The organism is Aeromicrobium sp. REDSEA-S32_B7, from assembly GCF_001626145.1.
Taxonomy (GTDB): Bacteria; Actinomycetota; Actinomycetes; order Propionibacteriales; family Nocardioidaceae; genus Aeromicrobium; species Aeromicrobium erythreum.
Window position 1 is genome coordinate 1 of record NZ_LUNF01000045.1, and the last position, 12,246, is coordinate 12,246.

General features: G+C 73.0%; 10 protein-coding genes and 1 tRNA gene. 7 read left to right on the forward strand and 4 right to left on the reverse strand.

Annotated features, from left to right (window positions below; genetic code table 11):
- Positions 1-332: 332 nt before the first annotated feature.
- Positions 333-887: a (d)CMP kinase gene (locus A6Q79_RS03075; RefSeq protein ID WP_067855188.1), complete on the reverse strand. Its 555-nt coding sequence runs from the start codon at positions 885-887 to the stop codon at positions 333-335.
- Positions 888-990: 103 nt separating this feature from the next.
- On the opposite strand from A6Q79_RS03075, the gene A6Q79_RS03080 reads away from it, so the two are divergent.
- Complete coding sequence (locus tag A6Q79_RS03080; RefSeq protein ID WP_286690532.1) at positions 991-3,879, forward strand: esterase-like activity of phytase family protein; 2,889 nt, start codon at positions 991-993, stop codon at positions 3,877-3,879.
- Positions 3,880-3,895: 16 nt separating this feature from the next.
- On the opposite strand, the gene A6Q79_RS03085 is transcribed toward A6Q79_RS03080, so the two are convergent.
- Both A6Q79_RS03085 and A6Q79_RS03090 read right to left on the reverse strand, forming a co-directional pair.
- Entirely contained in the window at positions 3,896-4,849 is a 954-nt protein-coding gene (locus A6Q79_RS03085) for an NAD(P)/FAD-dependent oxidoreductase (protein WP_286690533.1), read from the reverse strand.
- 3 nt (positions 4,850-4,852) lie between these two features.
- Positions 4,853-5,929, reverse strand: coding sequence for an alkene reductase (locus tag A6Q79_RS03090; protein ID WP_286690534.1), 1,077 nt, complete (start codon positions 5,927-5,929; stop codon positions 4,853-4,855).
- Between the two features lie 193 nt (positions 5,930-6,122).
- On the opposite strand from A6Q79_RS03090, the gene A6Q79_RS03095 reads away from it, so the two are divergent.
- The 3 genes from A6Q79_RS03095 to A6Q79_RS03105 all read left to right on the forward strand — a co-directional run bounded on the left by A6Q79_RS03095 (position 6,123) and on the right by A6Q79_RS03105 (position 9,551).
- On the forward strand, positions 6,123-8,192 hold the full coding sequence (locus A6Q79_RS03095) for a family 43 glycosylhydrolase (RefSeq protein ID WP_286690535.1): 2,070 nt from the start codon (positions 6,123-6,125) through the stop codon (positions 8,190-8,192).
- Positions 8,193-8,252: 60 nt separating this feature from the next.
- Positions 8,253-9,413: an acyltransferase gene (locus A6Q79_RS03100; RefSeq protein ID WP_286690536.1), complete on the forward strand. Its 1,161-nt coding sequence runs from the start codon at positions 8,253-8,255 to the stop codon at positions 9,411-9,413.
- A gap of 61 nt (positions 9,414-9,474) precedes the next feature.
- Positions 9,475-9,551, forward strand: a tRNA-Pro gene (locus A6Q79_RS03105).
- 36 nt (positions 9,552-9,587) lie between these two features.
- Here A6Q79_RS03105 and A6Q79_RS03110 read toward each other — a convergent pair.
- Positions 9,588-10,229 (reverse strand): maleylpyruvate isomerase family mycothiol-dependent enzyme, encoded by a 642-nt coding sequence (locus tag A6Q79_RS03110; RefSeq protein WP_067855205.1) that lies wholly within the window; start codon positions 10,227-10,229, stop codon positions 9,588-9,590.
- A gap of 292 nt (positions 10,230-10,521) precedes the next feature.
- Here A6Q79_RS03110 and A6Q79_RS03115 point away from each other — a divergent pair, with 292 nt between their 5' ends.
- The 3 genes from A6Q79_RS03115 to A6Q79_RS03125 are packed head-to-tail and all read left to right on the forward strand — an operon-like array spanning position 10,522 to position 12,151.
- Entirely contained in the window at positions 10,522-11,190 is a 669-nt protein-coding gene (locus tag A6Q79_RS03115) for a hypothetical protein (RefSeq protein WP_067855208.1), read from the forward strand.
- Positions 11,187-11,606, forward strand: a complete 420-nt coding sequence (locus A6Q79_RS03120; protein WP_286690537.1) for a phage holin family protein — start codon at positions 11,187-11,189, stop codon at positions 11,604-11,606. The genes A6Q79_RS03115 and A6Q79_RS03120 overlap by 4 nt, the downstream gene beginning before the upstream one ends.
- Positions 11,582-12,151, forward strand: coding sequence for a DUF3618 domain-containing protein (locus A6Q79_RS03125; RefSeq protein WP_286690538.1), 570 nt, complete (start codon positions 11,582-11,584; stop codon positions 12,149-12,151). Before A6Q79_RS03120 ends, A6Q79_RS03125 begins: the two co-directional genes overlap by 25 nt.
- Positions 12,152-12,246: the final 95 nt, after the last annotated feature.

Consider the following 12,246-nt stretch of genomic DNA (forward strand, 5'->3'; position numbering starts at 1 on the left):
GCCAGCAGCGTGGACCCACCGAAGCCGCGAACCTGCACCACCGCTGCCCACCCCACCACGGACTCAAGACCCGAGGAGCACTCACCGTCAGCCACGACCAGGACGGCAACGCCCACTGGCACCTGCCCACCCGCACCCTGCCCGCCGAGACCGCACCATCCAGTTCGTCGAGATTCACCACACCCGCCTCGACCACATCCACTACCGACCGCGATGAACCAGGCGTACGCGCTCACGCTGCGGGCACCTCGGGCCCAAGATGGCCGTGACCGACATGGCCACCGACCTCGAGCAGCTCGCCGCGAAGCTGCCGGCCGCCGTGGGCGGCTGGTTCAGCTGAGCGACCTCGCCGCCGGGTCGTCGGTGCGGACCACCAGGTCGGCGGCGGCGCGGGTTCCCTCGGCGGCGAAGAGTCGGCGCTCCTGGGCGGCCCAGACGTCCCACCACGGCGCGTAGGTGTCGCCGTCGCGCGACAACGCGCGCCGCTGACGTGTCGCGACGTCGGCCTCGACCCAGACGAGCACGCTGAGGAACGGGCGCAGCACCCTCGACCCGCTGCCGCACCCGTCGAGCACGAGCAGGGGCACGGGCTCCACGGGCAGGGCACGCACCCAGGTGTCCCGCACCCAGCTCCACCGCGGTGGCCAGGCGGTCTCGTCGCGGGCGAGCGGCGCGAGCAGACCGTCCGCGAGCGCCGGCGGCATCTGCGCCAGCCCCGTCCATCCGGGCACGAACTCGTCGGTGCGCACGACCACGGCGTCGGTGCGGTCGGCGAGCGCGTCGGCGAGCGAGGACTTGCCGGCCCCGCTGGGCCCGTCGACGGCGACCACCCGCACGCGCCCGCACGCCGGCTGACGGGTCCGCACCAGCTCCAGCAGCGCCTCCACCCCGCCAGCCTAGGTTCGTGCGCCGTTCACCGCGGCGACGAGGTCCGTTCCGCGGACGCCGACAGTCTTCGCTCGATCCTCCTCCCCCCGACCAGGAGCACCTGTGAACCTTCGTCGTCCCGTCACCGTGGTCACCGCCCTCGCGGCGTCCGCCGTGGCCCTGGCCGTCCCCGCGGCCACGTCGCCCTCCGTCGCCGCCGAGCCGGACCGTGCCTTCACGCGCACGGCGACCTACCCCGTCTACAAGAACCTGCCCGCCGACCTGCCGTCGTCGTCGGAGACGGTCGCGGAGATCTCCGACGTCTCCGACGACGGCGACACGCTCGTCTACACCGACGCCGTCGGCAAGCGCATCGGCTTCCTCGACATCAGCGACGCGAGCGACCCGCGGGGGGCGGGCTCGCTGTCGCTCGCCCAGCTCGGCGACGCCGAGGACGAGCCGACGTCGGTGGCGGTGCACGGTGCCTACGTGCTCGTGGTCGTCAACACGAGCGAGTCGTTCACGCAGCCGAGCGGCCGGCTCGACGTCGTCCGGCTCGCCGACGCCAAGCGGGTGCGCAGCATCGACCTCGGGGGCCAGCCCGACTCGATCGACGTCTCCGGGAACCGCGGGATCGTCGCGATCGAGAACGAGCGCGACGAGGAGTTCAAGCCGAGCGGTGGCAGCAAGGGTGACCTGCCGCAGCTGCCCGCCGGCTTCCTGCAGGTGCTCGACCTCTCCGGGCCGGTCGCCGACTGGTCCGCCACGAAGGTGCCGCTGACGCAGGCCGACGGGTCCGCGCTGCCGCCGTTCACCGAGGCGGGCGTGGTCGCGCCGACCGACCCGGAGCCGGAGTACGTCAGCATCAACGGCGCCGGCCAGGCGGCCGTGACGCTGCAGGAGAACAACGCGGTCGCGCTGGTCGACCTCGCGAGCGCCTCCGTCACGAAGGTGTTCAGCGCCGGTCGCTCGACGGTGAGCGGCATCGACACGAAGAAGGACGGCCAGATCGACCAGACCGGCTCGATCACCGACGTGCCGCGCGAGCCCGACGCGATCGGGTGGGTCGACGACCAGCACGTCGCGACGGCCAACGAGGGCGACTGGAAGGGCGGGACGCGCGGCTGGACGGTCTTCGACGCCCGCACCGGTGCGGTGGCCTGGGACTCCGGCAACACGCTCGAGCGCGAGGCGGTGCGCCTGGGTCTGCACAACGAGGACCGTGCCGGCAAGAAGGGCATCGAGCTGGAGGGTCTCTCCCTCGCCACGATCGACGGCACGCGGTACGCGTTCGTCGGCTCCGAGCGCTCGAACTTCGTGGCGGTCTACGACCTGAGCGACCCTGCCAAGCCGCGGTACCTGCAGGCGCTGCCGACGACGAACGGGCCGGAGGGCATCCTGCCGATCTCGTCGCGCGGGCTGCTCGCGGTCTCCAGCGAGGTGGACAGCCCGAGCACCGGCGTCCGCTCCTCGGTCGCCCTCTACCGCCTGGGCGACTCTGCTCCCGCGTTCCCCACGATCGAGTCGGTCGACGGACGCGACGGCGCGCCGATCGGCTGGTCCGCGCTCGGAGCGCTCAGCGGCGACCCGACGGACCCCCAGCGCGTCTACGCGGCGTCGGACAGCGTGCTCACGAAGGGCCGGATCTTCGGCGTCGACGTCTCCCGCACGCCGGCCGTCATCACCGACGAGACCGTCGTCACCGAGGGCGGCAGCCCGCTGACGCTCGACGTCGAGGGGCTGTTCGCGCGCCCGCAGGGCGGTTTCTGGCTGGCCTCCGAGGGATCGACCGGGTCGGGCAACCAGCTGGTGCGCACCGACGCCGCCGGCGTCGTGCAGCAGAAGGTGGCCCTGCCGCAGGACGTCGCGGCCCACGTCGGCAAGTGGGGGTTCGAGGGCGTCACGGCCACGAACGACGCCACAGGTGAGCACGTCTGGACGGTCCTGCAGCGTCCGCTCTGGAAGGACCCGTCGGCAGCCGACCTCGACCCGTACGAGGGCGCCGACGTCACCCGGATCGGGCGGTACGACGTCGCCGACGCGACCTGGCACTGGTTCGGCTACCGGCTGAACGCGCCCCGTCAGGGCGCCGGTGACTGGATGGGTCTCTCGGAGGTCACCGCGGTCGACGGCGACACGCTCGCCGTCGTCGAGCGCGACAAGCTGAACGGTCCGTCCGCCCGCGTCAAGCGCGTCTACACGGTCGACGTGTCCTCGGGCGCGCAGGGCCTCACCGGCCTCGACGGCGACCTGCCCGTGCTCGGCAAGAAGCTCGCGATCGACGTGCTCCCCGCGCTCAAGGCCCCGAACGGCTGGGTCCAGGAGAAGCTCGAGGGCTTCACGATCGCCGCCGACGGATCGCTCTACGGCGTCACCGACAACGACGGCCTGAAGGACGCGACGGGGGAGACCGTCTTCCTGCGTCTGGGCCGCGCGACCGACGCGTTCGCGGACGCGCTCGCCACGACCACCACGATCGACGTCGCGCGCGGCTGGGCGTTCGGCACGCGCACGACGGCGCAGGTCACGGTCTCCGGCGCGAGCGCGTCGGGCGAGGTGGAGGTGCTCGACGGCGCGAAGGTCGTCGCGACGGGCGCCCTGCAGTCGGGGTCGGCCACGCTCGACCTGTCGGGCCTGGAGCCCGGACGCCGCACGCTGACCGCGCGCTTCGCAGGGTCCGCGCTCGCGGGCGCCAGCACCAGCGCGCCCGTCACCGTCGAGGTCGCGCGCGCGTCATCCACCACCCGGGTGTCGGCGTCGTCAACGTCGGTGCGTCGCGGCCAGACCGTCGTGCTCGCGACGCGCGTCGTCTCGTCGGGTGTGGTGCCGACCGGTCGCGTGCAGGTGCGACGCGCCGGCAAGGTCGTCGCCACCGTCGCGCTCGGGAAGGGCCGCGCGTCGGTGCGGCTCAAGGCCACCGCGAAGGGCACGCATCGCTACGAGGTGCGCTACCTCGGCAGCGAGCTCGTCGCTCCGAGCCGCTCGTCGTCGCTGACGGTGCGCGTGCGGTAGTCCGACGCCGACCGTGTCAGGCCAGGCGCTCCACCAGGGCGAGCCCGAGCGCCCGGCCTGACACGTAGGCCGTCTCCACCGACGACGTCGGACCCCACGCGTCGCCGCACGCGCCGACCCCGTCGTCCCCGAGGTGGAACGTGGCGTCGTGCCCGTGCGCGGGCCGCGAGAAGGTCCACCGCTGCACGTGCACCAGGCTCGGCTCGGTGTCGGGGACCTCGACGACCTCGCGCAGCGCGGCCAGCATCGGTCCGGCGGCCGACGCCGGGTCGTCGAGGTGCTGCTCCGCCCGGCCTGCCGTGCTGTGCGCGACGAGGACCGGCGCGCGGTCGCCGCGCCGCAGCCCGTCGTCGGCTACCCACGCCAGGTCGGCGTGGTCGCCGACGAAGATGCCGTCCTCGTCGGGCCACGTCCGCTCGTCCCACCCGGCCGTCAGCGCGAGCGCCGGCTCGTAGGGGTCGTCGAGAACGTCGTGGGCCGGCGTGCCCGGCTCGAGCAGACGTCGTGCCTGGGGGTCGGGCATGGCGAGCACGACCGCGTCGGCCCGCTCGCCGTCGACGCTCGGGCCGTCCGCACCGACCTCGACACGGCCCACCGGGGCGGCGCTGCGCACGTCGAGCCGTCCGGCGAGGTCCTCCACGAGGCTGCGCAGGCCGTCGGGCGCGGCCCATCGCAGCGGGCCGGGCTTGACCTCGCGACCGCTGGGCGTCCAAGCGGTGAACCGATCGGTCCAGGGTCGCGCGAGGCCGCGCAGCTCCCAGTCGTCCACGACGGCGGCGAACGCGTCGTCACGGACGGTGAAGTAGCTCGCGCCGATGTCGACGACGCGCCCGTCGTGGCGGCGCAGGGCCATGCGACCCCCGGGACGACGCCCGGTGTCGCGGACGACGACCTCGTGCCCGTGGGCGACGAGCTCGCGTGCGCACACGACACCGGACAGCCCGGCCCCGACCACCACGACGTGCGCCATCGGTCAGGCCGCGTCGCGGGTCGGGTAGTCGGTGTAGCCCTCGGCGCCACCGCCGTAGAAGGTGTCCGGGTTCGGCTCGTTCAGCTCCGTGCCGTCGCGCCAGCGCTCGACGAGGTCGGGGTTGGCGAGGAACGGACGGCCGACGGCCACCAGGTCGGCGAGCCCGCCGTCGACGATGTGCTTCACCTCGTCGAGGTCGGTCACCTGCGAGAAGCCCGTGTTCGCGACGACCGTGCCGCCGAAGCGCGTGCGCAGGTCCTGGAACAGCTCGCCCTCGGGGTCGCCGAGGATGCTCAGGTAGGCGATGCCGAGGTCGGCGATGCCGTCGACCAGCGCCTCGTAGGTGGCGCGGGTGTCGTCGGGGTCGGTCTCGAGGACGCCCTGGATGTTGTGCGCGGGGGAGATGCGCAGACCGACCTTCTCGGCCCCGATCGCCTCGGCCACGGCCCGCACGACGTCGATCGTCAGGCGTGCCCGGTTCTCGGGGCTTCCGCCGTACTCGTCGGTGCGCTCGTTCGTCGACGGTGCGAGGAACTGGTGCAGGACGTACCCGTTCGCGCCGTGCACCTCCACGCCGTCGAGGCCGGCCTCGACCGCGTTGCGCGCTGCCTGCACGAACTCCTCGACCAGTCCGGGCACCTCCGACGTCTCCAGGGCGCGCGGCTCGACGTGGGGCTTCTGCCCGTCGGCCGTCACCATCTCCCCGGGGGCCGTGAGGGCGCTCGGGGCGACGGTCTCGAGTCCGTCCTTGTTGTCGGGGTGCGCGATGCGACCCACGTGCATCAGCTGCGCGACGATGCGGCCGTCGCGCGCGTGCACGGCGTCGGCGACCTTGCGCCAGCCCGCGACCTGCTCGGACGAGTGCAGACCCGGCGTGTCGAGGTAGCCCTGGCCCACGGCCGAGGGCTGCGTGCCCTCGGTGACGATCAGGCCGGCACCGGCGCGCTGCCCGTAGTACGTGGCGGCGAGGTCGCCGGGCACGCCGCCTGCCTCCGCACGGTTGCGCGTGAGCGGCGCCATGACGAAGCGCTGCGGCAGCGTCCAGGCGCCGACGGTGATCGGGTCGAAGACGGTGGTCATCTCTCTCCTTCGGATCGGGTACGGGCGGCGGCGGTCGGCCGCGCCCATCTCCTTCACTGTTCAACCGAATCGGCGCCTCCGCACGTCGAACCCCGGGCCTGTGGCCGGACTCATGGCGACGCACCGAGCGGCGGCTGCGGACGGATCGGCCGGTTCGTCCCCACGAGGGCAGGACGCGACCTACTGTCACTCCATGAGGACTGGACGGATCGTGGTCGCCGTGGCGACCGCCCTCGTGCTCGCGGCGGTCCCCGCCACGGGCGCGTCGCCGAAGAAGCCGAACGACTGGCTGAAGCCCGGGGTGCCGCTGCAGGGACAGCAGCACCCCGACCCGAGCGCGGTCTCCCTCGGTCCGTACGTGCTCGCGACGTCGACGAACCACGGCGGCAGCGACCTGCCTTTCGTCTGGTCCGGCGACCTCAGCCTCTGGACGGCCCGCACGCAGTACGCCGACGGCAACCGCACGCGCGACGGCGAGGGGCGCGGCTTCTTCAACGACGGGATCGACGCACCGCGCTGGGGCTCGTACGCGTCGTGCACGGAGACGCCCCGCACCCGCTCGGGCTGCGACCCGCGCGAGATGTGGGCGCCCGGCTTCGACTTCGTGGGCGGACGGTGGGTGCTGTTCAGCGCCGTGAAGGTGTCCGACCGCTACTCCTCCTACGGCCGCTTCGCGATCTACCGCGCAGCGTCGTCGGTCGCGACGGGCCTCTACTCGTCCGTCTCCTCCTCGCCGATCGTGCGCACCGACACGCGCCGCGACCCGGCCGGCGTCATCGACCCGGAGGTGTTCACCGACCCCGCGAACAACCGCTCCTACCTGCTCTACAAGACGGAGGGCAACCTGCAGGGCAACCTGCCGACCCTCTGGTCGCGCCGGCTCGACTCCAGCGGCACGCGCTTCCTCAAGGGGTCCAAGCCCGTGCGGCTGCTCACGACCCCGCGCGGCTCCTGGGAGGGTCGCGTCGTCGAGAACCCGTCCATGGCGAAGGTGAACGGCGTCTACGTCCTCTTCTACTCCGGCAACGAGTACACGAGCACCCGCTACGCGACCGGCTACGCGGTGTGCAAGCGCGGTCCGTCGGCGCCCTGCACGCGTCCCGGGTCGAACCGGCTGCTCACGTCGGCGCGCGGCTCGTACGGCCCGGGCGGTGCGGACGCCCTGACCGACGCCCGAGGTCGCCACCTGCTCGCGTACCACGCCTACCCGACGGCCAGCGGCAGCACCGGCACCGGTGGCCGGACCCTGCGCACCGCCGAGTTCACGGTCGACCCGCGCACGAAGCGCGTCTCGATTCGGCAGCGGGCCGTCGCCGCCGCGCCCGGTCGCGAGGGTGGCACGTGGTTCGGCGGCAACGGCGCCTTCACCCGCGTCAAGCAGGACGCGAGCGGCGCGTTCGTGCCGTTCGTCGCCGACCTGAACCACGACGGCATCGACGACGTCGGCTACTACGGCGGCTGGGGTCGGGCGGACGCCGCACGCCTCGGAGCCAAGGGGGCCCGGACGCTGCAGTCGGGCTCGGCGGCGCTGGTGCGCCAGGCCGGTGCGTTCGTGCCCGTCTCCGGCGACTTCGACGGCGACGGTCACACCGACGTCTACTGGTACCAGCCAGGCGCCGACCCGCACAACGACTTCCTCGACCCGCGCAACAAGCGCCACTACGAGCCGAACGCCCGCCGTGACGAGCTGTGGCTGTCCCGGGCCGGCGGCTGGCAGAAGATCCCGCTCGCGCAGGACCGGACCGCCGTCCCGATCGTCGCGAACGTCGACGGACGCCCCGGCGACGAGCTGTGGTGGTACGTGCCCGGCAAGGCGTCGGACGAGCGGTGGACCTGGGACGCGGCGGCCGGCACGATGGCGCGCCGCCAGGGCGACATCCCCGGGCCGGGCACCACGGCCCCGGCCGTCGCCGACTTCGACGCCGACGGGTTCGACGACCTGCTCTGGTACGTGCCGGGGCAGGCGCGGGCGACGGTCTGGTGGAAGGGCTCCTCGGCCGCCCGCACGTCCTTCGCCGTCGACTCGGCGACCCGCACGGCCGGTCGCGTCCCGGTCGCGGGCGACTTCGACCGCTCGACGCCGGGCGCGGAGGTGCTCTGGTACGGGCCCCGCTCGGTCAGCGAGGTGCAGTGGTCCACGCTGCGGCGCACGGGTACGCCCAAGGTCACGTCGGTGCGCTCGTTCGACGGCGGCGCCGTCTACCAGGCCGTCGTCGGCGACTACGACGGCGACGGGACCGACGACATCAGCTGGTTCGGGTGAGCGGCGCGACACGACAGGGCAGGTGACCCCGGGGGACCGGTGGGTGCCTAGGCTGGCTCGGTGAGCAAGCGCATCGAGTTCCCGTACCTGGACGGCCTGCGTGGCCTGGCCGCCCTGTCGGTGGTGCTGTACCACACGTTCCTCTACACGGGCGAGCGTGGCGACGCGTACCGTGCGATGCCGACGTGGTCGTGGGCGATCAGCTCCGGCTACGTCGGGGTCGCCATCTTCATCGTGCTGTCGGGCTACCTGCTCATGCTCCCCGTGGCGACGAACCCCGATGGTCTGCGCTTCCGTCGCGGCACCTGGGACTTCGTCAAGCGACGCAGCCGGCGCATCCTCCCGCCGTACTACTTCTCGCTGCTCATGGCACTGGTGCTCATCTGGTTCGTCCCGATCATGGGCGAGCCCCGCAACACCCAGTGGGACACCAAGATCCCCGTGACGACCGAGGGACTGGTCTCGCACCTGCTGATGGTGCACAACCTCGACCGCGACTGGTTCGGCGAGATCAACGGACCGCTGTGGAGCGTCGCCGCCGAGTTCCAGATCTACTTCATCATGGCGCTCGTGCTGCTGCCGCTGTTCCGGCTGGTGCCCCCGTCGCTGGTGGTGCTGGTGACGGCGGTCTGGACCGGCTGGCTGGCGATCGGCGGCAGCTACGAGTTCATGCACCCCTGGTACATCTGCCTGTTCGCCGCGGGCATGTGGGCCGCGCAGCTGACCCTGAGGCCCGGCGCCGACAAGGTCGCCCGCTGGGTGGGCCTGGCGCTCCTGCTCGCCGCGCCGGTGGCGCTCTTCGTCGCCCGCAGCGCGAAGATCAACCACCGCGACTGGCTGTACAAGACGACCTACTGGCCCGAGATGGCCCTGGGCCTCGCCGTCGCGGCACTGCTCGTGTGGGCCGGCCACGTCTACCTGCGCGGTGACCGTCCCGCGGTGCTGCGGCTCCTCTCGAGCGCTCCGCTGCTGCGGCTCGGCCTGTTCTCCTACACGCTCTACCTGTGCCACAGCCCGCTGATCGGCCTGGCGAACCTCCTGCTGCTGCCCCTCGGCCTCAGCACCGTCACGCAGTACTTCGTGCTGACGTTCCTCGTGGTCCCCGTCGTGATGGTGATCTGCTACGGCTTCTACCTGCTCGTCGAGCGGCACTTCCTCAACACGCGTCAGCGCCACGTCGCGGAGGAGGAGCAGCCCGAGGGACGCCCCGCGGCGACCTGAGCCCCGCCCCCACGGGGCTACACTCGTGCCTCGCCCCACCGCGCCGTCCGCGCGGGGGCATCGGGATGTAGCGCAGCTTGGTAGCGCATCCGCTTTGGGAGCGGAGGGTCGCAGGTTCAAATCCTGTCATCCCGACCACGCGGTCGCCCGACGAGCGTCTCGGTGGGACGCGGTCTAGGAGACCGCTCCCAGACGACGTGCGAGGGTGGCGACGCCGTCCCCCTCGAGCTCGCCGAGGGCCTGGGACCGACCCGCGACGGCCATGAGGAGCGCCTCGCCCGGCCCGCGGACCTCCCGGCCGTCGCCGCGCTCCCACGAGAGGTCGGTCGTGACGAGGCGGAGCCCCCGGGCGTGGCCGCGCGCCGGCAGCGTCGGGGCCCTGAGCGCGAAGTCCAGGGCGACCGTCAGACGGTCCTCGGGGATGGTGCGGACCCGACCGGTCGCACGGCGGACGTCCTGCTGGTGGATGAGCCCGTCGGTGAGCGCGATGGCCCCGCCGAAGCCCGACGTCAGCCCGCGCGGCCTGGACGACCTCGCCACGAGGCCGACGACCTCGGGGACGGTCAGGTCCGCGTAGCGCTCCAGCACGTGCTGGTTCACGGCATCGACCCTCAGGCCGCCCCGCAGGAACGCGCCGGGCAGGCCGCTCCAGCCGAGTTCGTCGTAGCTGACGACGTGGACGACCACGTCCCGCACGGTCCAGCCCTCGCAGAGCGACGGCCGGTGCCACTCCTCGGGGGACAGCGACGTGACGAGGGCGTGTAGGTCGGCCCTCTCCGCGACGGCCAGGTCGGTGACGTTCGGCTTCGCTGCCATGGGTACAGGGTCCTGTCTCGGGAGGGATCAGGGCGATCATCGCCCGACGGCCGCCCGTCGCGCCAGGCAGGGCGACGGACGGCGTCGGCCCTCCCGCGTCGTGCGACCGGGGAGCCGCAGGTGCACGTCCGGGTCTGGTTTCTGCGCCGGGCTGGGACGGTCCGCGACGCCTGTGCCGGCAGGCCTGGCGCGGGCGCAGGGACCCTGCCGCAGGGCCTGCGCGCGTGCCCCGTCGTTACGGACCCAGGCCCACGGGTACGAGGTGAGTCACCATCCCACCACGGAGGACCTCATGACCCAACCGCATGACTGGACCTCGGAGCCGAGCTCCGCAGACCCCCGCGAGACCCGCCTCACCGAGCCGATCGGTGAGGTCCTGGACCAACCCGGGACCGACCAGGCGCCACTGCCCCCGCTCGACCCCGCCGGGGACACCGCGCACAGTGGCACGACGGACCAGGCGAAGCAGGCCGCGTCCACCGCCCAGGACCAGGCCGCCCACGTGGCCTCCACCGCCAAGGACGAGGCCGCGAGCGTGGCGGCCGAGGCCAAGGACAAGGCCGCCAGCCTGGTCGACGAGGCCCGCCAGCAGGTCCAGGAGCAGTCCCGGACCCAGCTGCAGGCCCTGTCGTCGCGACTCGGGGAGCTCGGTGACGAGCTCGAGTCGATGGCCGGCGCCAGCGACCAGCAGGGCGCGGCCACCGAGCTCGCCCACCAGCTCGCCACGCAGGTGCGCGGCCTGGGCCGCCACCTCGACGGACGGGAGCCGACCGCCGTCCTCGACGACGTCCGTTCCTTCGCACGCCGCCGACCCGGGACCTTCCTCCTGGGCGCGGCAGCCGCCGGTGTGGTCGCCGGACGGCTCGCGCGCGGCGCGAAGGCGTCGCCCGGCACCAGCGGCCAGCACACGGCGTCGCCGACGTCGGTCGGCACAGCCGGCACCGGAGGTGTCACGGCGTGAGCACCGAGCCCGCACCCGGTGCCGCGCAGCCCCAGGACGACGAGCGCTCGATCGGCGCGATCGTCGGTGACATCGCCGACGACCTCAGCACGATGGTCCGCTCCGAGCTCGAGCTCGCGAAGGCCGAGGTGACCCAGGAGGTCGCCAAGGCCGGCAAGGCCGGCGGCGCCTTCGGTGGCGCAGCGGTCAGCGGCTGGTTCGCGCTGCTGTTCCTGTCGCTGTTCGTGATGTACCTGCTCGACGACGCGATGGAGACGGCCTGGGCCGCGCTCATCGTGTTCGGCGTCTGGACGCTCGCCGCCATCGCCCTCGCGCTGTTCGGCCGAGCCAAGGCGCGAGACATCCGCAACCCGATCGACCCCACCCGCAGGAACCTCAAGGAGGACGTGTCATGGGCCACGAACCGCAACAGCTGACCGAGCAGGACCTGCAGGAGAGCAGGCGCAACCTCTCCCGCGACGTCGACGCGCTGGCCGAGAAGGTCAGCCCCGGCCGCGTGGTCCACCGTCGCGTCGAGGGCGCGAAGAGCCGGGTCACGGGCGCGAAGGACAAGCTCATGGGATCGGCGCACGACGCCGGCAGCTCCCTGGGCGACGCCACCTCCTCGGCCGGCGACAGCGTGAGCGGTGCCGTCGACGGCCTCACGTCCCGGGCCGAGGGGAGCCCGCTCGCTGCCGGGCTCGTCGCCTTCGGGCTCGGTCTCGTGGTCTCCTCGCTGATCCCGCCGAGCGACAAGGAGGCCCAGGCTGCGAGCCGTGTCGTCGACGCGGCCAAGGAGCATGCGCAGCCGGTGCTCGACGAGGCCAAGGACGCCGGCCAGCAGGTCGCGCAGCACCTGACGGAGGAGGCCAAGCACGCCGCCTCGGACGTGAAGGAGTCCGCACAGGAGTCCGCCTCGACCGTCCAGCAGCAGGGCCAGGAGGCCGCCGACGCCGTGAAGGACGACGCACCCGGCACCTGACCCGCACCACTCTGGTCCGGTCGGTCCTGCACAGCAGGGCCGACCGGACCGGTCGAGCCACCGAGAGCGAGAGAGCCCCATGTCCCGACACCCCC

What these genes read in the sequence shown, in the direction of transcription:
- A6Q79_RS03085 (WP_286690533.1), bottom strand. Translation starts at nt 4,849, where the DNA reads ATGGCGCACGTCGTGGTGGTCGGGGCCGGGCTGTCCGGTGTCGTGTGC.
- A6Q79_RS03115 (WP_067855208.1), top strand. Translation starts at nt 10,522, where the DNA reads ATGACCCAACCGCATGACTGGACCTCGGAGCCGAGCTCCGCAGACCCC.
- A6Q79_RS03090 (WP_286690534.1), bottom strand. Translation starts at nt 5,929, where the DNA reads ATGACCACCGTCTTCGACCCGATCACCGTCGGCGCCTGGACGCTGCCG.
- A6Q79_RS03095 (WP_286690535.1), top strand. Translation starts at nt 6,123, where the DNA reads ATGAGGACTGGACGGATCGTGGTCGCCGTGGCGACCGCCCTCGTGCTC.
- A6Q79_RS03125 (WP_286690538.1), top strand. Translation starts at nt 11,582, where the DNA reads ATGGGCCACGAACCGCAACAGCTGACCGAGCAGGACCTGCAGGAGAGC.
- A6Q79_RS03110 (WP_067855205.1), bottom strand. Translation starts at nt 10,229, where the DNA reads ATGGCAGCGAAGCCGAACGTCACCGACCTGGCCGTCGCGGAGAGGGCC.